The following is a 26,337-nucleotide window of genomic DNA, read 5'->3' on the forward strand; positions in this document are numbered from 1 at the left end:
CTTCAAGCCTTACGTTTTTTACGTGGCTTAGGATCGGGTAAATCACCATACGTTGCCAGAACAAGCTCAATCAACCAGTCTCGATCTTCCCACCTATCTGCGGTAACCAGTAGGTATGGTTTAGCACCGGGATACGGAAACCCCTCTTCCAATTGTGGTGCAACATGACGACCTGCAGGCGTGATTTTCATATACAGCTGATCATCGCACACAAACCCCACAGGCTTGCCAGACACATACACGCAGTACTCACCAAACATACGTCTGGTGCTGAGCTGGTTCACACTAGAAAGTTGATCCAGCAAAAAATCCATAATCTCTGCTGATGTCGCCATAAATTACTCTGATCAGAAAGTGGTAACGCCTTATTTTAAAGGCCTAGCGGCCCTACCGCTATGCCATATTGCTAGGGTTTCTGTGCTAACAAATCTACGTAAGCACCCTCAATAAGCTGCTCTTCCCCTACGCCCAACTGCTGCATCAACGTATAGGCTTCTTTCATGCCTGCTTCAGAGGTCTCACCGTCTTCTAACACCACTTCCAACTCTAAAAACTCACCTAAATTCTCTACGCGATCCAAATGAATACGAGTACGGCCGGCAATCACCAATGTACGGTGCTTAATGACTCGCCCCACGACGCCATGTGCCGCTGCCAACACCTCTCGTAATTGCTGGGGTTGCGTGGTGGTACTGATTAGGTAAAAAGACTCTTTAGGGCCAGCCTGATTAGCACGACTATAAAAAATCAGCTCACCCCGTTGAGCATCAAAAGCCCGCAATTTCAATCGCCCATTTGCGCACTGAAAAAACGTATCGTCTTGCTGTATCTCGACTGGAGCAGCCGTTGCTACCGTCAATGCTTTGGGCAGCACGGCAGCAATACTGTCTATATATGCTTTGATTTCTACATTTCGTGCCATGCGTGCTCCTTGATGCTTCTGGTTATCTAGATCTATCTGTTTTTCGTTGCGGTGCTGATGACACACAGCCATCACCTACAACTGCATTATTGTCGCGCATCACAGTCAAACATGCTGGAAATCACGTCCACCCTTTGTAGGAATCCACGCGGCAAAAAGCCCCAATAGAGCCTATTGGGGCTTTATTCTCTAGCTGCTATGGCTGTATCAATAACAAATGATTAGTCTTCAGCTTTACTCAAATCCACGATCAACTCACCATTTAAGACCGCATGAGCACGTTCTTTATCTACGTCGCCCTCCCACGCACCGATCACTACCGTACCTACGCAGTTACCGATCATGTTGGTCAACGCTCTAGCCATGCCCATAAACCAGTCCACAGACAGCACCAATACCAAGCCAATAGCAGGAATCGCGGGCACTGCACTAAGCGTTGCCGCCAAAATTACAATGGCCGACCCGGGTACACCATGCGCACCTTTGGATGTCAGCATAGAAATCAGCAAGATAGTCATCAGATCCACAAAACTTAACGGCGTATTGGTGGCTTGGGCAATAAACACAGCGGCTAACGTTAAGTAGATAGAGAAACCATCCAAGTTAAAGGAATAGCCTGTAGGAATCACCAAACCCACCGTGGTGTTTTTTACGCCCAAACGCTCAAGTTTACGCATCACCTGCGGTAATACGGCATCAGACGAGGCGGTGCCTAGCACCACCAACAGCTCCTCACGCAAATAGCGGATGAATTTGAAGATATTGAAGCCGGCCAATCGCAAAATAGCACCCAACACTACCACTACGAAAATAAAGCAGGTCACGTAGAACAGCGCCACCAACATGCCCAGCTTGCCTAAGGTGCCAATTCCATACTTACCAACGGTAAAGGCGACGGCCCCCAACACGCCCACTGGCGCTAAACGCACAATAAAGCCAATCAGCTTAAAGAACACATGCGACAACAAGTCTATAAGCTGAGCGATGGGACGACCTTTCTCACCCAACATGGCTACTGCCAAACCAAACAAGATGGCGATCAACAGCACCTGCAAAATATCACCACTAGCAAAGGCATCCACAAAGGTAGTAGGAATGATGTTCATCAAGAACCCTGTGGTGTCTGTCGCCCCCGCTACGCGTGATGTGTATGCATCCATCGCACTCGCATCTAAGGTGCTAGGGTCCACATTCATGCCACCGCCAGGCGCAAAGAAATACGCCAAGCTAATACCTAATACCAGCGCAAAAGTAGTGACCACCTCAAAATAAATGAGTGCTTTGACACCCACGCGCCCTACTTTCTTGATGTCGCTCGTGCCGCAAATACCATGCACCACCACACAAAACACCAAGGGCGCAATAATCATCTTGATCAGTTTGATAAAACCATCGCCAAAAGGCTTTAACGCTACCGCAGTGTCTGGCCATACAACGCCAGCAATCACACCCAACACTAAGGCAATAATCACCTGCCCAAATAAACTTTTAAAGAACCGCATAGTCACCTCTCTCACTTGTTTTATTATTTAAAATTCCAACTGAAATTTCAGTTACAAAGCAAAAGTTATACAACTGAAATCTTAGTTAATATTAGATGTGGCATTCCTAATATAAGTGATTTGCGAATCAGCACACACAGGGCACTTACCCTTATCAACCAAGGTAGAACACCCGCAACAACGAGGCCTCTTAGTGACAACAAAAACAAACCGCAGTCACGCCCTGCTAAGTGAACAAGCTTTTGAAGCGTTACGCGAGATACTGATCTCAGGCGAAATACGCTCAGGGCAAATGGTGTCTATTTCTGAACTATGCGAGAAACTAGGCTTCGCTACCGCCCCCATACGCGATGCCATCAAAAAAGCAGCGGCTGTAGGCTTAGTCACGGTGTACCCTCAGCGGGGCATTGTGGTGCTAGAACTTAGCCCTCAAGAACTCTACGCCAACTTTCATTTTCGTTATTTGATTGACGTAGAAGGCGCTCGGCTCACGGCACAACAACCAGATCAAACCACTCTATCAGCACTAAAACAAGCACACGTAGACGTCATAGAAAAACTGCAAAACACGCCGCTGACGCGCCAATTGCAGTTAGAGGCGATGGAGCTAGACTGGCGCCTGCATCACTATTTGGCCAATACCCTCAAAAACCCCATCGTTGCCAAGAACTACAGCGAGAACTGTGATCGCATACATGTATTGCAGAAATACCGCCCCCCACTGAATACACGTATTAACTTGGCCATGAATGAACACATCGCTATTTTGGATGCCATTGCCTCTGGAGACGAAACCGCGGCTGCCAGTATGGTGCAGCACCATTTCTCACAAACCTTAGCGTGGTGGGGAGTCATGCAGGAAGACCTGTAACTCCCCTACCCCTATAGCCACAAAAAAAGCCAGCATAATGCTGGCTTTTTTCAGACTACGGATAACAACTATCTTAGTCGTTACGCTCGGTCACTAGAACCAAGTGGTAGCCAAATTGTGTTTGCACTGGGCCTTGAACAACACCAACGGGGGCGCTGAATACCACTGCGTCGAACTCAGGAACCATTTGACCACGGCCAAATGTACCCAAAGCACCACCTTGACGGGATGAAGGGCAGCTAGAGTTAGCTTGTGCCAACTGCGCGAAATCTGCGCCGTTTTCAATTTCAGTTTTCAGTTCTTGCGCTCTTTCTGCGCTGCTCACCAAGATGTGGCTTGCGGATGCTTGTGCCATAGTATGCTCCTAAACAATCGACCTGAAAGGTTAACGCAATTTTGCTAAAAATGCAGGCATTGCCACACTGAAAATCATGAAAAGCATTAACCAACTGCTGGTGTTCGTGCCAACCGCATCATCAAGGCATCCAAGGCATTGGCAAACTCTCGTCGATCTGACTGACTAAACGCCGCAGGCCCACCTACCTCTACACCTGAATTACGCAGTTCTTCCAGCATATCGCGCATGGACAAACGTTCACGTATGTTGTCAGGTGTAAAACGCTCGCCACGCGTGCTAAGCACATGCACACCGTTTTCTACCAATTGTGCCGCCAACGGAATATCACCCGTAATAACCAAATCACCAGCACTAGCATGCTGCACAATGTAATCATCAGCCACGTCAAAACCTCGTGGTACTTGTACTGCCTTGATCAAGTGAAAAGGCGGTGTACGCAGCATTTGATTCGCTACCAACGTTAATGGTTTTTGCCAGCGTTGTGAGGCTCTGAATAAAATCTCTTTAACCACCACCGGACAGGCGTCGGCATCTACCCAAATCTGCATAGTTTTTCTCTGCTACCTTGCATTACCATGCGCCATTGTAGAAGATGCTGACGGCCTGTATACAGATGAATTGTATGACCTATCCAATCCTTACTACAGCAATCCCCTAGCTTGCTGAATACTCTTTGAAATCAATTGCTCATAGTGCTCTTGTTGCCCAGCAGGTAATACAGGCAACAAGGTTTCTTGACGCTTGGTCACACCAAATAAAGACTCTACCAGCCACCCTACTAAATACATCGCAGCCAAACAGCCCCCAGCTGTCGCTACCCTCTCACGGCATACCAACGCCTGCTCTACAACCTCTACACCACGTGCGTGCAAAGCTGCTTGCGCTTCTGGATGCGTAGTGGCCTGTGACTGTGCCAGCAAACCCAAACGTTCAAGAATAAAGGCCCCTGCGCAAATAGAGCCTATGTATTGCTTACGACTATCTAATTTTAGCGACGGTAAAAATTCGGGATTCTGTAACGCAGCAGGTATACCTTGTTTACCGCTAGAGAAAAGCACGGCATCCGCTGTATTGGCTTCCGACACTGGGCCATGCACGTCAATTTTCAGCCCATGAGCAGAGGTAATCGTAGGGCTGGTTGCCAAAATACGTACCGACCAATCTTGCTGATTACGACCCAAGACATCCCACATCAAAAACAGATCCAGATCGGTAAATTGATCAAATGTTACTAGCGCAATAGTTTTCAAAACGAACTCCTTAGTCCACTCACCGCACATTAAATGCGGTGATAATACGTAGGTAGAATTCGCAATTTATCAACACGGATAACGCCATACACAGCCTGTATGGTCACTCGCCATGACTACTCTCACTCGTCACCACTGGATAGAAGCTGGCTTTCATGCGTTAGAACACAACGGCCACGCTGGTGTATCAGCTGAAAACCTAGCCCGCCGTTTAAATGTGACGCGTGGCTCGTTTTACCACCACTTTCGCAGTAAGTCAGACTACGTGACAGCCTTGCTTAGCTACTGGGAAGAAGACTACACACACAGGATGCTGGCCTATGCCTCACAGGGCACTAATTCTGCAGACACCCTATTACGTTATGTAGACATTGCGTCAGAAAAACGCCCACACATAGAAGTGGCGATTAGAGCGTGGTCATTAATAGACCCTTTAGTTGCCAGCTTTCAGAAACGTGTAGACCAAACTAGGTTAGATTTTGCTGTGAACACCAGCCAACGCTGGGGAGCCTCTCCAGCCCTCGCTAACCTTATAGGCCAAGCAGCGCATCTTTGTTTAATAGGTGGTCAACAGACGGGGCTGCGTCACGATGCGCCACGTTTTACTGGTTTCGTCCAACAAGCCTTAAAGGTAGCTGAGGGCTCCTTACGGCCACCTTTCCTAAAACGCTAATCCTGTCAGTCTAGGTAGGTAGCTGGTTACCTGTGCAATATCATGGCGCCCAACACGGCCATCGCGAGCAGAATCAGCATCACACCCGACACACGCTCTAACCACGGCTGTATTCTGGCAAAACGCTGTAATACACGTTGATTACCGATGAGCACAGCCACCAGCGTATCCCATAGCGCCACGATGCTAAACATCCATAGGCCATAAAACACTTTCCAGCCTACGCTGATGGCATAGGGCTCTGTGAGAAGGCTCACTAAGCTGGCGTAAAACAAAGCATTCTTAGGGTTCAGAATACCTGACAAAAACCCCATGCCTAGCGCTCGCCACCATGCCCTATATGCCGTCGTTGCCGATGTTTTTTGTGTAGACATCGGTACATGTAACGTACCATCTCCTGCATAGCAGATAAACAGTACGCCTAAGTAAAACAGGTAAATACACCCTGCCATCTGCAAGATCACAAACCAGACGCTGTCTGGGTGCATGGCCTCTACACCGGCAAAGGCTACAACGATGAACACACCATTTGCTAACGCTATGCCTAGGCTTGCCCCGCTGGCAACCTTCCACCCAGCCGTTAACGAGGTTCGTGCAACAAGAAAGAAATCAGGACCAGGAGAAAGCAGCGCCAAAAAATGCGCTGCGGCTATCACTAAAAACAGCTGCATTGACAGAAACACACCTTAAAAAAAGTTAGGTGTAGTCTGCCTAAGAGCCTGATGGGTGTATTGAAGAAAATTGCAGTGCTCATGCCTTGTGGCATCACGCCTTATAACAACCTGGCGTCACTCCGGTATAGGCTTTAAATACACGTTGGAAATGCGCCTGATCGGCGAACCCTAAATGCTGGGCCAGATCAGCTAAGCTATCGCCTTGATGCATCAGTGATCGAGCAACATTAATACGCAAATTCAGTTGCCATACGTGCGGTGTCATACCCGTTACCGTTCTGAATGCACGGATGAGCTGATACCGGCTCATGCTAGTTAACGTAGCCAACTCTACTAACGACACTTTTTCTGTAGGTACGTTGCGTAGGTACTCTAGTGCTGGTTGGATTTTCTTCGCAACAAGTGACGTATCGCTAACCGACTCTACCCACACACTTTGTGATACGTCGTAATCCCCCACAAACTCTATGAGTGCAGCCTCTTTTTCATCCGCTGTTGCCACCGAAAACAAGACATCATTAAGCTGACAGAACTGCACGTACAACGCCGCATCCGACACCACACGAACTGGCTCTACCTTACGAGAGCCATCATCAACGTACTCTTGTCGCACCGTACACAACCACTGCACATCCAGATGCAACATCTGATAGCTCCACGCGCTGTCAGGCGCTGGATTACAAGCATGCACACGCTCTGCTGGCACAAACACCAATGAGCCGGGACGTAAGGCTACCGGGCCGCCCTCTGCTCCCGTAAACACACTGCTGCCGCCATCTACCGCTCCAATAGAAAACGTAGGGTGAGAATGCGGTTTATAGCAGGCTCTACTATGGCAAGCACGGCGTGTTTCCACGAACGGAAGCATAGGATCATGCCAAAAACTCTGCCCCTGACTCTGCTGAATATTTCGCTCTGCGGTCCTCACCATTGCTCTCATCATTTTTTGGTAATCTCCATCTGTGCCAATCATACGCTCACTCATTACGCCCGCCGAGATAAGCCTGGCACCACATAGGCTAACTGTACTTTTTACACTGGATTAACGCATGCAACCGCGCATTGTAATTGTTGATGACCACCCATTAATGTGCATCGCTGTACGTCTTGTTCTGGAACGCGAAGGCTATGAGATCGTTGCCGAATGCCATACCGGTGCTGACTGCATACAAACAGTACGTAGCTTAGAACCAGACTTAGTGGTACTGGATTTAAGCATTCCCAAACTGGATGGGTTTTCTGTTATTGATAGGCTGCGTAGCTCTAACGTCAAAACCAGTATTCTGATTCTGACCTCTAGTGACTCTAACCACTATGCTTTCCGTTGTCTGCAAGCGGGTGCCTCGGGCTTTGTGTGTAAAGACGATAAGCTGGAAGAGTTAACCCAAGCCGTAAAAGCGGTACTTGCAGGGTATTCTTACTTCCAAAAAGAGGTCACCGACCAGCTACGTGAAAATGCGTTCATGACTGCCCGCAAAACCACCTCAACACATGCCTCTGAGTTATCACTCTTAACCGACAGAGAGCTCACGGTATTTGGACTGCTGGTGAAAGGCATGAACAACCAAGAAATTAGTCATACCTTGATGCTTAGTCACAAAACCATCAGCACCTACAAAATACGGCTGATGAATAAACTGAATGCCCCCAATATGGTTGAGTTGGTAAAAATAGCTCAACGCAATGATATTGCCACAACCTAATCCGCACTCTATACGCAAGGGAGCACTGCAAACAATTGTCTATAACGGTTGCTCATTTCATCTAAAACACTATCTAATTTTTGTATGGAGTTCAGCGCCCTACTATCATCCAACCTATAGCACTGACATACCAACTCTACCTGCTGACAAGCCTGTACTAACTCTTGATAGCCCAACATACGTGCCACACCTAAGATTTGATGGGCTAGCTCAGCCAGATGGCGACAATCTTGTTGCTCACGAGGCTGTTGTAACTGCTGCCTAGCATCGTTGACTGACTTTAGAACTTCCCTAGCTAAATGCCAGGCTTTTTCTCTGCTTCCGCCCGTCAACGACAGCAAGGTCGCAAAGTCTTTAGCCTCCCATGCTGCTTCTACAGCATGCACTCCGCTTACGTGACATGCCTCGTCAGGATTGCCTGATGCTAGACGTTCGCTATACACACGGGATAATGATGCGAGCTTCTCTTGCAATGCCTCTAGCCCTAAAGGCTTAACCATGCAGTCATCCATACCCGCCGCTAAGGCTCGCTGCATTTCTTCGCGCTGTGCGTCAGCCGTTAGACCCAAAATCAAACAAGGGGATTGTTGCATCATGTGCTCTTCGCGACGTATGGCCTCGGTAAGCTCCACGCCTGACATACCAGGCATTCTACAGTCGGTAATCACCACATCAAACGCCGTGGTGCGCCATAGCGTCAGCGCCTGCTGCCCTGTGATAGCTTCGCTAAAGGTATGGCCCAGAAACTCCAATTGCTGGCACAGTAATTGACGGTGTATAGCGTAATCATCTACCACTAAAACATGCAAAGGCTGTACGGATGCGTGCCGTGTTAAGGAACCTAGTGCTTTGTTCTGTACGGTTGTCTCCTTCCCCTGCGCTAGAGGTACCTCTAGCGCTATCACCATACTGGTACCCACATTCAGCGAACTACGCATAGTTAAAGTACCGCCCATTAACTCACACAATGAACGCGTAATTGCTAAACCCAGCCCAGAGCCTGACGAGTCTGCGCTTTTATTTAACTGTGTAAACGGCAAAAACAAACGTTTCTGCTCATTTTCAGATACCCCTATACCCGTATCACTCACCGTTAATTGCATACGCAATGTGTCGTTGCCTACACTCTGCCCCACGGCACTAATCTTTACATGACCAGCTACGGTGAACTTGATGGCATTGCTCACTAAATTAAACAGCATTTGCCTCACCCTAACAGGGTCTGACAGCACAGCTTTAGACTCATACGTATCTAACTCCAGCAGCAGTGCTAGCCCTTTTTCTTTGGCTAATCCCTCAAACGACAAGGCTACGGACTCTATCAAGCTTTTGAAGCTCATGCGTTCAGGAGTGAATACCACCCTGCCCGACTCTATTCGGGAGATATCCAGCACATCCCCGATCAGATCTTGCACACCATGGGCACAGCTATACGCAATCTGTATGCCCTTTTTATCTAATACCCCTTGTTCCGCTTGATATTGCACGAGTTCCAAGGTCCCAATCACAGCACTCAGTGGGGTGCGGATTTCATGACTCATCGTGGCTAGGAAACTGGTCTTTTCTCTATTGGCTTGCTCTGCTTGCTTACGAGCAACCTCTAATTCTGTGACCACCTGCTCTAACTCGGCAATCAGTCGCTGCTGCTCAGTGACATCCAACCAGCCACAAATCACACCTTGCATCACGCCATTCGTATCGTGAAACGGTTGAATCCAATGATCTATCCAGCGCTCTTCTCCATTCATGACAGTGGCACGCCGCATACGTAACGCTTGATTGCTTGCGATAGCGTGCATATAGGCCTGATGCATGGCTTGCGCCGCTCCAAACTTTGGAGGCCCTTGCAAAACAGTTTTCCCATACAAGTCTTCTGCTTTAGCCCCTACGGCTTCCAAATAGCTGCGCGTACCACTAATAAACTTCCCGGTGATATCCCGCACATAAATAGGTTGGGGTGTGGCCTCACTTAAGGTGTCAAAAAACTCTAGCTGATCATTTAAGGCTTTTTCTGAGGCAATACGCTTGGCCACCTGCTTACGCAAGTACAGTACCCACGCCACAAATACAGCCACAACTATCCCTGCAATACTGGGCAATACCAGTGTGCATGAGCTTTCAAGATTCTCCAGTACTGTCGCTGTTATAGAGTCGGCCACATTCGTTACTACCCACAGAACGCTAGATCACATCGCGCTACTCTTCTACTCAGGCTTCGCCACCGAGCACGCTACACAGTGCATTCGCTACCCTCCAGAAGCTTTCAATGTATCTGATTCAGGAGTTAAACCAGATCAGATTTCTCTCGCGTTCCAACCGAAATCACACACCCACTGTGTCAGATACTTCTTATAACTTCATAACATCCCACAAAGCCCCTTCGCTATTCGCACCGCTACGATGCGCTAAAACCGTCTTGTGGCTCTTAGCTATGTTTCTGTGGGGTTAGGCACTACACGAAGATTACAGACAAAACCACAGCGCCATCTGATCCTTCCGCATTTCTACTCTATGACGAACACATTACGTTGGCCACATGACGTAATTGATTTCGTTTCTACTGTCATAACGCACTGTTTTCGTGGTGACACACCTATTAGAAAGGCGCAACGCGCGCTGGAGTCATATCAATGCACTACCGCATTCTGGTCGTAGAAGACCACCCTCTCTTACTCACTGACATTACCCATACCTTGGCCAGCTTAGGCCCTCATCTCGTTGAGGGCGTGAGTAGCGGTGGCGAGGCATTATGCCTGCTCTCAGAGGTTGCCTATGATCTAGTGCTTAGCGATTTGCATATGCCTGATGTAGATGGGCTTTCATTGGTAGAGCAATGGCCTACAACACACTCACCGTATCCAGCACTTGCCCTCATTAGCGGCGATACTTTAGCGATATTGTCTGGGGTTGCCCAAGCGGCTAAAGCACGGGGAATTAACGTACTAGGCACCTATACCAAACCCTTTACCCAATGCTGTGCCAGTTCGCTTTTACGCGACTTACATGCATATCAACAGCAGCTCACACCCGTCGTTTGCCCACCTTGCCACACACATACCAATCAAATAATGCAAACGGCACTCGCCTCCCATGCTATTCAGGCCTGGTATCAACCCCAGTACTCTATGGTTGAACAAAAAATTGTGGGGGTAGAAGCACTGGCACGGTGGGAGCATCCCAATCTTGGGCTACTTCCCCCTAGCGCCTTCCTAGCAGATATAGAACGCGCAGCTTTACACGAAACACTGCTGTACAACATGCTGCAGCAAGTCATTTCCGCCCAGCAGTACTGGCACACATTAGGCCATGAGCTAAACGTGTCCATCAACCTACACACCCACCTTTTGAACGATTTAACACTGCCCGAGCGGCTTTACGAGTTGACCCTCTCGCGCAATGCCAAACCGGCCGCTATAACTTTTGAGTTAACCGAAAACACAACCACTGCCGAGGCCGGGCACTACTACAGTGGCACCACCCGGTTACGTATGATGGGCTTCTCGCTATCACAAGATGACTTCAGCACAGGCTACAGCTCATTTTATAGACTACTTTCTACGCCGTTTAACGAGTTCAAACTAGACCGCACCCTGCTCCACAACGCTCTTAAGCATGAACACTTTCATACAGCCTTACACAGCCTTATCCGCTTAGGAAATGATCTAGGATTAACGGTGGTTGCCGAAGGCGTAGAAACCCAGCAAGAAGCCGAGTTCCTTCACCACATGGGTGGTGACATTATTCAGGGCTTTCTGATCTCACCAGCCTTGCGTCACGATGCTTTAGCCCAACTACTAGATCAGCCTTGTTTGAGTTCCTTCCATGCTCATTAAGCTTTTTTCACCCCACCACCATGCGTCTGCAACGCCTTGCTTGAGCAGCCCTTATAGAGAGCTAATGCATTGTATTTACAAATAGAAAAATCCTATGAGACTTGTCTGAAGTAGATAAGGACGCGTCTGATATAGACGAGCGGCTGTGCTGGTTATTCTGGAACACATAAACCACGTTCGGAGTACACCTATGACCCAAACTCAAATCAGCATGCACAACATTGACAGTTTTTTCTTCTCACCTTCGGCAGAGCTCAAAAATAAAAACATATTGAGCACAGATAACAAACTAGGCTTTTTGACCATCGGCGCTCTATTAGATAGCAGGGTCTGCCAAGCGTTAAATGAAATCACACAATTACCCAAACCTGGTTCTGCTATCCCTGCACAAGTGCCCTTCAGCATGGAGAAACATCTGTGGAATCCTATACGCGCCTGGAGAGAGTATCTGTGCCTAAGCAGCGAATGCATGGCTAAGAAAATGAATTTGGATGTAGCCGAATATCTTGAGATCGAAGATCAGCCTGCTCAGCTTGATGACGAAGCTATACATAACATTTCTGCCAAGCTTGGGATTCACAAACGATTACTGATGAAATCCATAGAAAAATACAACCATGCCTGGGCTTTTATGAAAGGTATAAACCCACAGTAATGTGCACCTCATGCTCATCAGCCCCCACATCACTGATGAGCATGAGGAGCCACACTCATCCTGAACAGTAGGCTCTCAACGTAAAAGAGGCACCGCAGGCGCAAACAAACACGACTATGAGAATTATCTGAAGCTGATACAGACAGCTCTGATACCACTGCGTCTAGGCGATTGCTATTCTGGGCGGCATGACCATGTTCGGAGTACTACTGTGTCTCATACCCAAACCAGCATTCATGACATTGATGGCTTCTTCTACTCGCCCTCGCAGTTGCTTAAGAGTAAAAATTTATCTACCAAAGATAAGAAAACCGGCTTTTTGACCAGTGGTGCATTATTAGACAGCAGAGTCTGTAAAGTACTGAACGAAATTATCCAACTGCCCAAGCCCAGTATGGATATACCCGTAGAAGTCTCCACCAGCATGGAAAAGCATTTTTGGAACCCTATACGCGCTTGGCGAGAGTATTTGTACTTAAGCAGCGAATACATGGCCAAGAAAATGAATCTGGACATCGCTGAGTACTTAGAAATAGAAAATCAGCCGTTCAAGCTTAACGACGATATTCTCAATAGACTATCTACCAAGTTCGGCATACACAAAAACCTATTGCTAAGATCTATTGAAAAATACAATCAAGGTTGTATTTTGCTAAAAGGCATGGACTAAAAGCAAAGTGCCATAACCCCTTTCAAGGTTATGGCACTTTGTCAGTCGTTACTGCACATTAGATGTGCATTAATCGTCTGCTGGCATAGAGCTTTTACGCTTTTTAGCCTCTTCTTTCTCTTGGCACAAACGCAGCAAGTAGGCCTCGTCAATGTCGCCTGTTACGTACTCGCCGTGGAAACAAGAACCTTCGAACTCTTTAATTTCAGGGTTCAAATCACGCAAGGCTTGTTCCAAATCTTCCAAATCTTGGAAAATTAGACCATCTACGCCGATTTCTTTGGCGATCTCATCTACATCGCGGTTATGTGCGATCAACTCACCATAAGTAGGCATGCTCACACCGTATACGTTTGGATAACGTACTGGTGGCGCAGCAGACGCCAAATACACCTTGTTTGCGCCAGCCGAACGCGCCATTTCGACGATTTCTTTACTGGTAGTACCACGCACAATGGAGTCGTCCACCAGCAAGACGTTCTTGCCTTTGAACTCCATAGGAATAGGACTCAGCTTCTGGCGTACAGATTTCTTACGTACAGCCTGACCTGGCATGATGAAGGTACGACCAATGTAACGGTTTTTGATCAGGCCTTCGCGGTATGGCAGGTTCAGTCTGTCAGCCAACTGCATAGCCGATGGACGTGAGGAGTCTGGAATAGGCATCACCACGTCGATATCACTTAGGCGCACGGTTTTTGCCACTTTATCGCCCAAGTACTCACCCATATTCAAACGAGCATCGTAGACAGAAATACCGTCAACCGTAGAGTCAGGACGTGCAAAGTATACGAATTCGAACAAACATGGCATCAACTTAGCGGATTCCATGCATTGGCGGCTGTGAGGCTCACCATTTAAGTCGATCCAAATGGCTTCGCCAGGTTTAACATCGCGCACCAAATCAAAGCCACAGCCTGTAAGAGCTACCGACTCCGAAGCAAACATCCATTCTGTACCTTGTGCGGTTTCACGTTTACCCATACACAACGGACGGATGCCGTTAGGGTCACGGAAAGCCACCATACCCAAGCTAGCAACTTGAGCAATCACCGAATAGGAGCCTCGGGCACGGGTATACACCGCATTTACCGCTGAAAAAATAATGCTTTCAGCGTCTGAGCCTTGGTTGGATGCTTGCTGTACCTCGTGCGCAAACACGTTCAGCAACACTTCGGAATCAGAGCGCGTGTTCATGTGGCGTCTGTCTACGCTGAACAATTCCTCACGCAGCTCACGCCAGTTGGACAGATTGCCGTTATGCACAAAACTGATACCAAATGGAGCATTCACATAGAAAGGCTGTGCCTCTTCGATGCTATCGCTATCACCTTCGCAGGGATAACGCACATGCCCTAGACCACTATTACCTGGCAGCGCACGCATATTGCGTGTGCGGAACACGTCTCTAACTAGTCCCTTGCCCCGGTGTGTGTGAAAAAAGCTATCGTTAAAAGTAGTGATGCCAGCGGCATCCTGACCACGGTGCTGCAAAAGCAGCAAACTATCGTAGATCAATTGGTTTACGGGACTGTACGCGTACGCCCCAACGATTCCACACATAATAATGTTCCAGTGCTAGTTTAGTAAGGTAACCAAGATGCTAAAGAAGGTGGCAGTAACTGCTTTAACTGCTGCACGGCATTCACGCAGGCTTTTGATAGTCGCGCCTCTTGCCACCAGGGCTCTTTAGGCAACTCGGTATAGCCGGCCAATATGACCAGCAACAATGCAAATACCACGCCCCTCAAGAGGCCAAAGAGCGCGCCAAATGCATGATCAGCAGACCCCAAGCCACTGCGATCTATCAAGGTCGCCAGCATCATATTCAATAGGCCAAGGGTCAATAAAGCAGCAATAAAAAGCACCGCGTAGGACACAGCGGTGCGAAGCAAATCGTTATTCAGATAGTCGGTTAGCAAGACGGAGAGCGAAGGTCCCCACCATATAGCAACCAGAAATGCAGCGATGTAAGCAATCAAGGAGAGCAGCTCTTTGAGCAGCCCCCTGATTAATCCTAGGATACTGGAGAGTCCTAGTAGTGCTAACAGTAAATAATCAAAGCTTGTCACTTGGTAGAAATAAAACTATTTGCATACCCTAACGAGCGTAAGCGCGTTTGGGCTGCCTGCGCGGCTTCTCGTGTAGGGAAAGCCCCTACGCGCAGCCTGTACGCAGTTTTGCCGCCAGATGTGGTGCTTTCCACATAAGCGTTAGTAACACCTGCGTTTACTAACTGTCTGCGACGTGTCTGTGCATCATTTTCCGACGAATAGGCTGCAATCTGCAAGATAAAGTTACCACGCTGTGCATTATTGCTACCCGATGCAGTTGCTGAATTGCTGCTAGGCGGGGTACGCCCTTCCAATAATGCCAACGCTACCGCGCCATCATCAGTACGCTGATTATTGTCACGACGAGGAGGTGGTGGCGGAGGTGTAGAAGGCTGTGTTGCTGGACGTGTAGGCTGCGCCACTACCGGCTTAGGAGGCTCTACAGCCGCAGGCTGCTGCGTAGCAGGTGTAGAAGACCCTGCTGCAGGAGGCTGGCTAGCTGTATTACCTGGTGTCACAGGCGTAGGCTGCTGCATAGCAACTACCGTACCTTCGTCGCCAGTTGCTTCACCAGTATCTTGCTCGCCTGCAGTACCTTGTGTGGGCTCAGCTTCAATCACGGGTGGAACAATAGCTGGAATCACAGCCATCACCGGTTCAGGCATGTTCTCAGAATCGTTACTGGTGAGAAACGGAACAATCACCACCGCTGCCAATACAAGAACCAACGCGCCTACTAATCGACGGCGTGCTCGCGTACGCATTTCGCGCAATTGCGCATCACTGGACTGACGTCGTGATGCACCACCTGTTTCTTTGTTTGAGAACAACCCCATGTATCTGAAACCCACTAAGTAAGAACCGCTTGCACTACACAATTAGCGAGGATCTCTACCTAAATGCTTGAGAACCGGGCCAACTGTGGCGAATGAACCAAATACAAGAATTCTATCATTCGGTTGGGCATCTGTTAGTGCTTGCTCGAAGGCTTTAACCGGATTTTCACACTCTCTAACAGTTGTTTCAAAATAGTTTACACGTTTACCGGCTGCGGGACGCACACCGGGCTTACGATCACCATCTGATGCACCAACCTCTTGAGGATTACTCTGTACTGCCCCCATTTTTTTCACGCCATTAAGTAGCGCTGCCAAATCACGGCTACTTAAGCCGCGAGGGCCTTCTAGAGAGGCAACATACCAACTATCAATTCTATCGATCAGCAAGCGCAATACACCCGCTGCATCTTTGTCATTCAACATACCTAACACGGCCAATGTACGACCTGTGCATGGCATTTGATCCAGATTCTGCGCCAACGCACCCGCTGCATGCGGATTATGAGCTACATCTAACACTACCAATGGCTCACCTGGCAAAATCTGCAAACGACCAGGAATGGAAGCACGGTTCAAGCCGCTGCGCACGGCTTGGGCCGAAACCACCAACTTCATGTTCAACGCTTCAAGGGCCGCCAGGGCTGCCGATGCATTCAACAGTTGGTTCACACCGCGCAGCGATGGGTAGGCTAAGCCCGCACGACGTTGCTCCCGGCCACCGTAGGCCCACTGCTGGCTATCGCCAGAGTAATTAAAATCTTTTCCAAACAGCCACAGGTCAGCACCAATTTCGCTGGCGTAGCGCTCTACAGACTCTGGCGGCAAAGGATCTGCACAAATAGCAGGCCTACCTGGTCTGAATACGTGCGCTTTTTCCCAGCCTACGGCCTCGCGAGAATCACCCAGATAAGCAATGTGATCAATGTCTACGCTGGTGAGGATAGAGCAATCAGCATCAACCATGTTCACGGCGTCTAAACGGCCGCCCAGCCCTACTTCCAGAATAGCTACGTCTACTTTTTCTTGTTCAAACATTAACAGCGCCGCTAAGGTCGCGAACTCAAAATAGCTCAGCGATACCTCGCCACGGGCTTGTTCAATGCGGAAAAATTGCTGGGTAATCTGCGCGTCAGTTGCCAACTCGCCATTCAATTGAATGCGCTCGTTGTAATGCACGAGATGGGGGGAAGTATAGAGGCCAGTTTTATAACCAGCAGCACGCAAAATAGCATCCAAAATGGTACAGGTAGAACCCTTACCGTTGGTGCCTGCTACCGTGATGGTGACAAACGGTGTTTGCAGTGCAAGATTTTTTGCGACTTGTTTGATGCGATCCAACCCTAAGTCGATTTCGGTAGGATGTAGGGTTTCCAGATATGTCAGCCATTGTTCCAGCGAGCTGGTGGCTGTCAAAGAATGATTCAACATGGTCAAAGCACACAAAAAAACAGCAGGTGCTAATGATAGCACCTGCCATTACTGACGTCAGGTTAATGACGAAAAAACTACTTGCGACGTACAGGTGGCAAATCGGTGCATGCACCCAATGAAGCCTCTGCCGCCATACCCACAGACTCACCCAAGGTAGGATGTGGGTGGATGGTTTTGCCGATATCAACAGCATCCGCACCCATTTCAATGGCCAACGCCACTTCGCTGATCAAATCGCCAGCACCCGTACCTACGATGGTTCCACCCAGGATACGTTTGCTTTCTGCGTCGAAAATCAGCTTAGTGAAGCCTTCGTCGCGTGCGTTAGCAATCGCACGACCAGAAGCCTGCCATGGGAAATGCCCTTTCTCAATGGCAATGCCCTCTTTCTTGGCTTCTTCTTCAGTCATACCTACCCAAGCCACTTCTGGGTCAGTGTACGCAACAGAAGGAATCACACGTGCATCAAAGAAGGCTTTTTCGCCATGAATGACCTCTGCTGCCACATGCGCCTCGTGTACAGCTTTGTGCGCCAACATTGGTTGACCTACGATGTCACCAATCGCGTAGATGTGCGGCACGTTGGTGCGCTGCTGAGTGTCTACGTTGATGAAACCACGGTCAGTCACAGCGATACCTGCTTTGTCTGCACCAATCTTGTTGCCATTAGGCGTACGGCCTACGGCTTGCAATACCAGGTCGTAGCGTTGAGCTTCTGCAGGGGCTTTATCACCCTCAAACTTGACCCAAATACCGTCTTCGCGCGCTTCAGCAGAAACCGTTTTGGTGTTCAGCATAATGTGATCGAAACGATGTTCGTTCATTTTCTGCCAAACTTTTACGGCTTCGCGGTCTGCACCTTGCATCAGGCCGGATTGCATCTCTACCACGTCTAAACGTGCGCCTAACGCTGAGTACACCGTACCCATTTCCAAACCAATAATGCCACCACCAACGATCAGCATTTTCTTAGGCAGGAATGGCAGCTCCAACGCACCTGTGGAATCCACAATGCGTGGGTCTTCAGGCAAGAATGGCAGTTTCACAGACTGGCTACCTGCAGCAATGATGGCCGAGGCAAATTTCAACACTTGCTCTTTACCATCAGCAGCACGCACTGCAATGTGGTGAGGGTCTACAAACTCACCCACGCCGTTCACTACAGTGACTTTGCGGGCTTTAGCCATACCAGCCAAACCACCTGTCAATTTACCAATGACGGATGTTTTGTAGTCGCGCAGTGCGTCTAGCTCGATCTTGGCTTCGCCAAAACGAATACCATGATCAGCCAAGGCTTTAGCCGCCTCAAACACACCCACGCTGTGCAGCAATGCTTTAGATGGAATACACCCTACGTTCAAGCAAACGCCACCCAAGGTGCTGTAACGCTCAACCAAGGCTACTTTCATGCCCAAGTCAGCAGCACGGAACGCAGCGGAGTATCCGCCAGGGCCCGCACCCAACACCACTACATCGTACTCACCATCGGCAGCACCGCTGTGCTGCGCAGCTTGAGGAGCTTGTACAGGCGCTGGCGCGGCGGCCGGAGCCGCTGCTACAGGTGCTGCAGCGGCAGCAGGCGCTGCCTCAGTTGCTGCACCTGTCGCTTCTATACGTACGATGGCAGAGCCTTCTTTTACTTTGTCGCCCAGTTTGACCAACACTTCTTTGACCACCCCAGCTTCTGCAGCTGGGATTTCCATAGATGCTTTGTCGGATTCAACCGTAATCAGGCTTTGTTCCAGTTCGATGGTATCGCCAACGTTCACCAACAGTTCAATCACTGTCACTTCACCGGAATCACCGATATCAGGCACTTTCAAATCAATCATGCTCATAGCGGCTCCTTACAGCAAGATGCGACGGTAGTCTGCCAGCAATGTCGCTATGTAAGCGTTGAAGCGAGCAGCCGATGCACCATCAATCACACGGTGGTCATAAGACAGCGACATTGGCAACATCAGGCGTGGCTCAAACTCTTTGCCATTCCAGATAGGCTGTACGCTAGAGCGTGATAAGCCCATGATGGCCACTTCAGGGGCATTGATGATAGGTGTGAAGTCTGTACCACCAATACCGCCCAAGGACGAAATGGTGAAACAACCACCTTGCATCTGAGCAGCGCCCAGTTTGCCTTCGCGAGCCAAACCAGCCAATTCACCGGTTTCTTTAGCAATTTCCAGTACGCCTTTTTTATCAGCGTCACGGATTACGGGAACTACCAACCCATTTGGCGTATCGGCAGCAAAACCAATGTGGAAGTATTTCTTCAGAATCAGGTTATCGCCATCCAGCGATGCGTTGAATTCTGGGAATTTCTTCAGTGCGGCAACCACTGCCTTGATGAAGAACGCCAGCATGGTCACACGTGTACCTGCTTTTTTGCCTTCTTCATTCAGCTGTTTGCGGAACTCTTCTAGGCTAGTGATATCTGCTTGCTCGTTGTTGGTGACATGAGGAATCATGACCCAGTTACGATGCAAGTTTGCACCAGAAATTTTCTTGATGCGTGACAGCGGAGCCGCTTCCACTTCGCCAAAGCGACTGAAATCGACTTTTGGCCATGGCAACAGATCCAAGCCACCACCAGACAACGATGCACCCGCTGCTGCAGGCGCAGCACCACCGGCCAACGCCGCTTTCACAAACTGACGTACGTCGTCAGCAGTGATACGGCCTTTGTTACCAGAGCCATTCACTTTAGTCAGGTTCACGCCCAACTCACGTGCAAATTTACGCACGGATGGGGATGCGTGAGGCAAATTACGCAGAGGCACAGCCGCTTCAGCAAAAGCAGCTGTAGGCGATTCACGCACTGGTGACTGAGATGCAGCCACACCAGCAGCAGAACTCACCACTTCTGTCGTTGTAGAGGCAACCGCTGCCGCTTTAGGAGCTTCAGCTGCTGGAGCCGCTTGCACTGCAGGCGCAGCGGCTGGAGCAGCAGAGCTTACTTGCAGCTCAAGAATGTCGGAGCCTTCGCTAACTGTGTCGCCCACTTTCACTTTCAGCGCAGTAATCACACCAGCGTGACTGGAAGGTACTTCCATAGACGCTTTTTCAGTTTCCAGTGTGATCAGGCTTTGATCCGCTTCAATGGTGTCACCCACAGCAACCAGCACTTCAATCACGTCTACATCACGTGCATCGCCAATATCTGGCACACGCACAGTAATGATGGATGTGGTCGCTTCTGCAGCGGCAGGCGCTGCTGGAGCAGCTGGTGCTGCAGCAGGTTTTTCTGCGGCTGCAGGAGCCGCCGCTGGCGCAGCGGCAACTTCTGCCTTAGGTGCTTCAGCAGCACCCGCAGCGTCCAGCTCCAGAATCAAGGAACCATGTTTTACTTTATCGCCGATTTTTACTTTCAGCGACTTCACCACACCAGCGTGTGACGATGGGATTTCCATCGAAGCCTTATCGGACTCAACGGTGATCAAGCTTTGCTCAACCTCTACGGTGTCGCCAACGGCAACCAGCAGCTCAATCACATCCACTTCACCGTCGTCGCCAATGTCAGGAACAGTGACTTCAATCAAATTGCTCATTTATCTACTCCTTAGGCGTGATGCGGATTGGCTTTCTCGGGATTGATGCCGTACTTTTTGATTGCTTCCAGCACTTTCTCGCGTGGCAGTTTGCCTTCATCGGCCAATGCACGCAGCGCGCTCAATACAACAAAATGACGATCAACCTCAAAGTGCTCACGCAGTTTGTAGCGATAATCAGAACGACCGTAACCGTCAGTACCCAATACACGGTAAATACGACCTTCAGGTACAAAGGCACGGATTTGGTCAGCAAATGCTTTGATGTAGTCAGTAGAAGCGACGATTGGACCATCGGTTTCAGCCAACTTCTGTGTCACGTAAGGTACTGGTGCTTTCTTATCAGCAGGGTTCAGCAAGCTGTAACGCTCACAATCCAAACCTTCACGACGCAATTCTGTAAAGCTGGTCACGCTCCATACATCGGAACCTACACCCCAGTCTTTTTCTAGCAGCTCTTGAGCAGCGATCACTTCGCGCAAGATCGTACCGGAACCCATCAGTTGTACTTTCAGTTTGCCTGCATCAACAGACTTGAATTTGTACATACCGCGCAGGATGCCGTCTTCATCGCCAGATTTCAGACCTGGTTGTGCGTAGTTTTCGTTCATCAGCGTGATGTAGTAGTACACATCTTCTTGCTCTTGAACCATACGACGCAGACCGTCACGCATGATTACTGCCACTTCGTGAGCAAACGCAGGGTCATAAGACACGCAGTTTGGAATCACAGAAGCTTGAATATGGCTTTGACCGTCTTCGTGCTGCAAACCTTCACCGTTCAGCGTAGTACGACCAGCGGTACCACCCAAGATGAAACCACGAGCTTGCATATCACCTGCTGCCCATGCCAAGTCGCCAAAACGTTGGAAACCGAACATGGAGTAGTAGATGAAGAACGGAATCATGATCTTGTTATTGCTGGAGTACGACGTAGCAGCAGCCACCCAGGAGCTAAACGCGCCCAGTTCGTTGATACCCTCTTGCAACAACTGACCTTTTTTGTCTTCACGGTAGTACATCACCTGGTCTTTATCGACTGGTGTGTACTTTTGGCCTACTGCCGAGTAAATACCGATCTGACGGAACAAACCTTCCATACCAAATGTACGGGATTCGTCAGCCAAAATAGGTACTACACGTGGGCCCAATTCTTTATCGCGCAGTAACTGGTTCAGTACACGTACAAAGGCTTGTGTAGTGGAGATTTCACGGCCTTCGGCTGTAGGCTCCAATACCGCTTTGAATACTTCCAGCTCAGGCGCTTTCAGTTGTTCGCTAGCCTTTGCACGACGCTTAGGCAAGTAACCGCCCAACGCTTTACGACGAGCTTGCATGTACTGCATTTCTGGAGAATCGTCTGCAGGTTTGAAGTACGGCAAGTCTTCCAGTTTGTCGTCAGAAATAGGAATATTGAATCTATCGCGGAATTCGCGGATGGAATCGATATCCAAGCTCTTTTGCTGGTGAGTCGGGTTTTTAGCCTGACCAATATGACCCATACCGTAACCTTTAATGGTTTTGGCCAAGATCACAGTAGGCTGACCTTCGTGTTTCACGGCAGCGTCAAATGCGGCATACACTTTGTTTGGATCGTGACCGCCACGGTTCAAGCGCCAAATATCTTGGTCGCTCATACGGCTTACCATTTCTAGCAGACGAGGATCTTTACCGAAGAAGTTCTCACGAACGTAAGCACCATCATTGGCTTTGTACGCTTGGTACTCACCGTCGATGGTGTCTTCCATTACTTGACGCAACACACCCTCTTTGTCGCGAGCCAACAATGGATCCCAGTAGCCGCCCCAGATCAGTTTGATCACGTTCCAGCCAGCACCACGGAAGGTGCCTTCCAATTCTTGAATGATCTTGCCGTTACCACGCACAGGACCATCTAGACGCTGCAGGTTGCAATTCACTACAAAGATCAGGTTATCCAGACCTTCGCGCGCTGCTACACCAATAGCGCCCAAGGATTCTGGCTCGTCCATCTCGCCATCACCCAAGAACACCCATACTTTACGGCCACTAGTGTCTTGAATGCCGCGCGCATGCAGGTATTTCAGGAAACGAGCCTGATAAATACCCATCAGCGGGCCAAGACCCATGGATACAGTAGGGAACTGCCAGAACTCTGGCATCAATTTAGGGTGAGGATAGGAGGACAAACCTTTGCCGTCTACTTCTTGACGGAAATTATCCATTTGCTCTTCAGTCAAAGAGCCTTCCAAAAACGCACGGGCGTACATACCAGGAGAGGTATGACCTTGGAAGTACACCAAGTCGCCACCGTGGTTTTCGTTTTCAGCGTGCCAGAAGTGGTTCTGACCACACTCAATCATGGTTGCTAAGGAAGCAAACGATGCAATGTGACCACCCAAGCTGCCGCCATCGGCAGGCGTTTCTTGGTTGGCTTTTACCACCATTGCCATCGCGTTCCAGCGAATATACGAGCGAATACGTTCCTCAATCGCCAAATCACCAGGATTATTTGGCTCCAACCCTACAGGGATGGTGTTCAAGTAAGCCGTGTGCGGAGAGTAAGGGATGTTAGAACCTGAACGGCGCGCCAAGTCAGTTAGGCGTTCCAACAGGTAATGGGCACGTTGTGGGCCCTCACGATCAAGCACGGCCTCTAAAGCTTCTAGCCATTCTTGTGTTTCAAGAGCTGCGTCGGGATTGGCGCTGGCTGGATTACTGTTTTGGTCAAGAGAGGACATATAGCGTCTCCAGTTTTATTGATAGAAGTCCGTGCTGCGATGTTCATCTGCGTTGTAATGTTTGCTTTTCAGACCATAACAGATTGACCGGACCCGTACAGTTTTTAGGCAGATCATGCCTATTTATCAATTCTATTCTAGGAAAGAAAAAAGGTTATCTCAAGCAAAATTTCATTTTATGGTAATAGTTTTTATAATGTGAAAAATATCATCGAGCGTTAAGGTTTACAATGCTCCCAGCTTTTTACGATTACTGTTATGGCAAACTCCGTAAAAAAATCACTTATACCTAATACGTTTTACGATCAGGCACGTCAAAATAGACGCGGCCTATACTGGCTCACGCCTGTAATCGTACTGATTCTCTACTTATGTGTGATGGGCGTATTTATCTGGTTGCAACGCCTGCAGCACGATAGTGTGATGGTGGTCCCTATAGACCAAGAGACTCGCCAGCAGCGCCTGACTATGGTGATTGCCGCACTATCTCTAGTGATTGTATTTAGCTTGCTAGCCCTATGGCGCTATACACGCTTTCGTACGCGTGCTGAAGCCGCACTGATTGCAGAAACCGGTTTCCGACGAGCCATGGAAAACTCCATGTCTACGGGCATGCGTGTATTTGATCTGAGCGGACGCATTGCTTACGTCAACCCTGCTTTCTGCCGAATGATAGGCTGGAACGAGGCCGACTTAATAGGACGCACCGCCCCCTTCCCGTACTGGGTACCTGGGCGACACTCTCATCATCAAGAGGTGCTGGACCTTATCTTGTCTGGGCGCACACCTAATAGTGGCTTAGAAGTGGAAGCACAGCGCCGCGATGGCTCGCGCTTTACAGCCCGCATGTACGTATCCCCTTTACGCGACCCTAATGGTGAACAAATAGGTTGGATGACGTCCATGACAGACATCACCGAACCTAAGCGTATACGTGAAGCCATGACGGCTGCCCACGAACGCTTTATGACCGTACTAGAAGGTCTGGATGATGCGATCTCGGTGACTGCCGATACGCCTGAGGGTCTAGAGCTGCTATTTGCTAACCGCACCTACCGACGCTTTTTCGGTGCCCAAGGACATGGACACGAAGAGCTATTGGGTGGTCGCTTAGGGCGCTTCACCGACGAAACGGTAGAAACCTATTCAGCACAAGCTCAACGCTGGTTCGAAGTACATCACCGTATGCTGGCTTGGACGGATGGTCGTCGTGTGCGATTGCAGGTGGCCCGAGACATCACCGAACGTCGCAAACATGAAGAAGCTTCGCGTGTACAACAAGATAAAATCCAACTCACCAGTAGGTTAACCACCATGGGTGAAATGGCGTCATCGTTGGCACATGAACTTAATCAGCCATTGACAGCTATTAATAACTACAGCATGGGTGCTGTAGCGATGGTGCGTAGTGGCAAAGCCAAACCAGAACAGTTACTAGAGGCACTAGAAAAAGCCGCTGCCCAAGCTGAACGTGCTGGCAAAATTATTAGCCGTATACGCGAGTTTGTGAAACGCAGCGAACCACGTCGCCAAGCGGTTCCCATTACGCAAATCATTGATAATGCGGTAAGCTTTGCAGACATAGATGCGCGCAAACGTCGTATAGAAATAGCCGTTGAGCTTCCTGAGCACCTTCCTATGGTGTTAGCTGACCCCATCCTTATTGAGCAAGTACTACTCAATTTGCTAAAAAATGGCGTAGAAGCGATGGAAGGAAGCGATTATCATATCCTTCATGTGAACATTTCACTTTACGATCAAATGTTAGAGGTCGCCGTCATCGACAGGGGCTATGGACTCAAAAACCCCGAGCGACTTTTCGAGCCTTTCTACAGCACCAAGTCAGAAGGTCTGGGGATGGGCTTAAACATCTGTAGAACCATTATAGAATCACACCATGGTCGTTTGTGGGCAGTGGAGAATCCAGAGGGTGGAACAATCTTCCGATTCTCTTTGCCCTGTGCGCAAGACGTAGTGCAACCAACCACCGATAGTCCCAAGGAGATACAAGCATGAGTAGTACCCCGATTCCCTGCACGATTTTTATTGTGGATGATGATGAAGCCGTTCGTGACTCCTTGCGGTGGCTGCTTGAGGCTAATGGTTACCGAGTGCAGTGTTTTGCGTCTGCTGAAGAATTCCTCAGTTCATACGACACCACACAACTTAGCGTACTGATTGCTGACGTACGTATGCCTGGCATGAGCGGTCTTGAGCTACAAGAAGCGCTGATTGCACGCAACTCCCCTATTCCTATCGTATTCATCACCGGTCACGGTGATGTACCTATGGCTGTCAGCACCATGAAAAAAGGTGCCGTAGACTTCCTAGAGAAACCGTTTAACGAAGCTGACCTGCGTGCCGTTGTAGTACGCATGATGGAGCAAGCCAGCCTTATGGCCGATCAGGCACACGCTAAACGCACACACGCTGAGGTACTGTCACGCTTGACTGCTCGCGAACAACAAGTGCTAGAGCGCATTGTGGCAGGCCGCCTGAACAAACAAATCGCCGGAGACCTGAACATTAGTATCAAAACTGTTGAGGCACACCGGGCAAATATTATGGAAAAACTTGAAGTTACCACTGTGGCAGATCTAATGAAGATTGCCTTGGTACAAAGCGGAGAAAACTAGC

At 49.2% G+C, this 26,337-nt stretch carries 24 protein-coding genes; 8 read left to right on the top strand and 16 right to left on the bottom strand.

What is annotated here, in order from left to right:
• Positions 1–2: 2 nt before the first annotated feature.
• The 3 genes from ACLO87_RS08530 to ACLO87_RS08540 all read right to left on the bottom strand — a co-directional run bounded on the left by ACLO87_RS08530 (position 3) and on the right by ACLO87_RS08540 (position 2,424).
• Positions 3–335: a TfoX/Sxy family protein gene (locus tag ACLO87_RS08530; RefSeq protein WP_430223393.1), complete on the bottom strand. Its 333-nt coding sequence runs from the start codon at positions 333–335 to the stop codon at positions 3–5.
• Positions 336–406: 71 nt separating this feature from the next.
• Positions 407–922: a class IV adenylate cyclase gene (locus ACLO87_RS08535; protein WP_430223394.1), complete on the bottom strand. Its 516-nt coding sequence runs from the start codon at positions 920–922 to the stop codon at positions 407–409.
• A 221-nt stretch (positions 923–1,143) separates the two neighbouring features.
• On the bottom strand, positions 1,144–2,424 hold the full coding sequence (locus tag ACLO87_RS08540; RefSeq protein ID WP_430223395.1) for a dicarboxylate/amino acid:cation symporter: 1,281 nt from the start codon (positions 2,422–2,424) through the stop codon (positions 1,144–1,146).
• 193 nt (positions 2,425–2,617) lie between these two features.
• Between ACLO87_RS08540 and ACLO87_RS08545 the strand changes: the two genes are divergently transcribed.
• A complete protein-coding gene (locus ACLO87_RS08545) occupies positions 2,618–3,295 on the top strand; it encodes a GntR family transcriptional regulator (protein WP_430223396.1) in 678 nt (225 codons plus the stop codon).
• Positions 3,296–3,368: 73 nt separating this feature from the next.
• Here ACLO87_RS08545 and ACLO87_RS08550 read toward each other — a convergent pair whose 3' ends face one another.
• From ACLO87_RS08550 to ACLO87_RS08560, 3 genes are all read right to left on the bottom strand, one after another.
• A complete protein-coding gene (locus ACLO87_RS08550; RefSeq protein WP_135866920.1) occupies positions 3,369–3,650 on the bottom strand; it encodes a peptidylprolyl isomerase in 282 nt (93 codons plus the stop codon).
• Between the two features lie 86 nt (positions 3,651–3,736).
• Positions 3,737–4,201 carry a YaiI/YqxD family protein gene (locus tag ACLO87_RS08555; protein WP_135866922.1) on the bottom strand — a complete coding sequence of 155 codons (465 nt, stop codon included), beginning with the start codon at positions 4,199–4,201 and terminating at the stop codon, positions 3,737–3,739.
• A 93-nt stretch (positions 4,202–4,294) separates the two neighbouring features.
• The gene (locus tag ACLO87_RS08560) at positions 4,295–4,903 is read right to left on the bottom strand and encodes a DJ-1/PfpI family protein (RefSeq protein ID WP_430223397.1); all 609 of its coding nucleotides are present in this window, start codon (positions 4,901–4,903) and stop codon (positions 4,295–4,297) included.
• 112 nt (positions 4,904–5,015) lie between these two features.
• Between ACLO87_RS08560 and ACLO87_RS08565 the strand changes: the two genes are divergently transcribed.
• Positions 5,016–5,576, top strand: coding sequence for a TetR/AcrR family transcriptional regulator (locus ACLO87_RS08565; protein WP_430223398.1), 561 nt, complete (start codon positions 5,016–5,018; stop codon positions 5,574–5,576).
• A gap of 26 nt (positions 5,577–5,602) precedes the next feature.
• Here the strand turns inward: ACLO87_RS08565 and ACLO87_RS08570 are convergent, their stop codons facing one another.
• Together ACLO87_RS08570 and ACLO87_RS08575 are read right to left on the bottom strand one after the other, a co-directional pair.
• Entirely contained in the window at positions 5,603–6,247 is a 645-nt protein-coding gene (locus ACLO87_RS08570) for a LysE family translocator (protein ID WP_430223399.1), read from the bottom strand.
• Positions 6,248–6,341: 94 nt separating this feature from the next.
• Entirely contained in the window at positions 6,342–7,118 is a 777-nt protein-coding gene (locus tag ACLO87_RS08575) for an AraC family transcriptional regulator (protein ID WP_430223400.1), read from the bottom strand.
• 181 nt (positions 7,119–7,299) lie between these two features.
• Here ACLO87_RS08575 and ACLO87_RS08580 point away from each other — a divergent pair, with 181 nt between their 5' ends.
• The gene (locus ACLO87_RS08580) at positions 7,300–7,953 is read left to right on the top strand and encodes a response regulator transcription factor (RefSeq protein ID WP_135863671.1); all 654 of its coding nucleotides are present in this window, start codon (positions 7,300–7,302) and stop codon (positions 7,951–7,953) included.
• 8 nt (positions 7,954–7,961) lie between these two features.
• Here the strand turns inward: ACLO87_RS08580 and ACLO87_RS08585 are convergent, their stop codons facing one another.
• Positions 7,962–10,112, bottom strand: coding sequence for an ATP-binding protein (locus ACLO87_RS08585; RefSeq protein WP_430223401.1), 2,151 nt, complete (start codon positions 10,110–10,112; stop codon positions 7,962–7,964).
• A 471-nt stretch (positions 10,113–10,583) separates the two neighbouring features.
• On the opposite strand from ACLO87_RS08585, the gene ACLO87_RS08590 reads away from it, so the two are divergent.
• The 3 genes from ACLO87_RS08590 to ACLO87_RS08600 all read left to right on the top strand — a co-directional run bounded on the left by ACLO87_RS08590 (position 10,584) and on the right by ACLO87_RS08600 (position 13,111).
• A complete protein-coding gene (locus tag ACLO87_RS08590) occupies positions 10,584–11,786 on the top strand; it encodes an EAL domain-containing response regulator (RefSeq protein ID WP_430223402.1) in 1,203 nt (400 codons plus the stop codon).
• Between the two features lie 190 nt (positions 11,787–11,976).
• The gene (locus ACLO87_RS08595; protein WP_430223403.1) at positions 11,977–12,441 is read left to right on the top strand and encodes a hypothetical protein; all 465 of its coding nucleotides are present in this window, start codon (positions 11,977–11,979) and stop codon (positions 12,439–12,441) included.
• Between the two features lie 211 nt (positions 12,442–12,652).
• Positions 12,653–13,111, top strand: coding sequence for a hypothetical protein (locus tag ACLO87_RS08600; protein WP_135863663.1), 459 nt, complete (start codon positions 12,653–12,655; stop codon positions 13,109–13,111).
• A gap of 69 nt (positions 13,112–13,180) precedes the next feature.
• On the opposite strand, the gene purF is transcribed toward ACLO87_RS08600, so the two are convergent.
• The 7 genes from purF to aceE all read right to left on the bottom strand — a co-directional run bounded on the left by purF (position 13,181) and on the right by aceE (position 23,700).
• A complete protein-coding gene (gene purF, locus ACLO87_RS08605; RefSeq protein ID WP_135863660.1) occupies positions 13,181–14,674 on the bottom strand; it encodes an amidophosphoribosyltransferase in 1,494 nt (497 codons plus the stop codon).
• Between the two features lie 20 nt (positions 14,675–14,694).
• A complete protein-coding gene (locus ACLO87_RS08610) occupies positions 14,695–15,183 on the bottom strand; it encodes a CvpA family protein (protein ID WP_135863659.1) in 489 nt (162 codons plus the stop codon).
• Complete coding sequence (locus tag ACLO87_RS08615; RefSeq protein WP_135863657.1) at positions 15,180–16,001, bottom strand: SPOR domain-containing protein; 822 nt, start codon at positions 15,999–16,001, stop codon at positions 15,180–15,182. The genes ACLO87_RS08610 and ACLO87_RS08615 overlap by 4 nt, the downstream gene beginning before the upstream one ends.
• A gap of 42 nt (positions 16,002–16,043) precedes the next feature.
• Positions 16,044–17,432 (bottom strand): bifunctional tetrahydrofolate synthase/dihydrofolate synthase, encoded by a 1,389-nt coding sequence (gene folC, locus ACLO87_RS08620; RefSeq protein WP_135863655.1) that lies wholly within the window; start codon positions 17,430–17,432, stop codon positions 16,044–16,046.
• Between the two features lie 77 nt (positions 17,433–17,509).
• Positions 17,510–19,273 (bottom strand): dihydrolipoyl dehydrogenase, encoded by a 1,764-nt coding sequence (gene lpdA, locus ACLO87_RS08625; protein ID WP_430223404.1) that lies wholly within the window; start codon positions 19,271–19,273, stop codon positions 17,510–17,512.
• A 9-nt stretch (positions 19,274–19,282) separates the two neighbouring features.
• Positions 19,283–20,980, bottom strand: coding sequence for a dihydrolipoyllysine-residue acetyltransferase (gene aceF, locus ACLO87_RS08630; protein ID WP_430223405.1), 1,698 nt, complete (start codon positions 20,978–20,980; stop codon positions 19,283–19,285).
• Positions 20,981–20,991: 11 nt separating this feature from the next.
• Positions 20,992–23,700 (bottom strand): pyruvate dehydrogenase (acetyl-transferring), homodimeric type, encoded by a 2,709-nt coding sequence (aceE, locus tag ACLO87_RS08635; RefSeq protein ID WP_135863649.1) that lies wholly within the window; start codon positions 23,698–23,700, stop codon positions 20,992–20,994.
• A 258-nt stretch (positions 23,701–23,958) separates the two neighbouring features.
• Here aceE and ACLO87_RS08640 point away from each other — a divergent pair, with 258 nt between their 5' ends.
• Together ACLO87_RS08640 and ACLO87_RS08645 are read left to right on the top strand one after the other, a co-directional pair.
• Positions 23,959–25,716 (top strand): PAS domain-containing sensor histidine kinase, encoded by a 1,758-nt coding sequence (locus ACLO87_RS08640; RefSeq protein ID WP_135865020.1) that lies wholly within the window; start codon positions 23,959–23,961, stop codon positions 25,714–25,716.
• Entirely contained in the window at positions 25,713–26,336 is a 624-nt protein-coding gene (locus ACLO87_RS08645; RefSeq protein ID WP_135865022.1) for a response regulator transcription factor, read from the top strand. Before ACLO87_RS08640 ends, ACLO87_RS08645 begins: the two co-directional genes overlap by 4 nt.
• The last annotated feature ends 1 nt before the right edge of the window (position 26,337 follow it).

It is taken from the genome of Paenalcaligenes sp. Me52 (assembly GCF_050487965.1).
Classification (GTDB): Bacteria; Pseudomonadota; Gammaproteobacteria; order Burkholderiales; family Burkholderiaceae_B; genus Paenalcaligenes.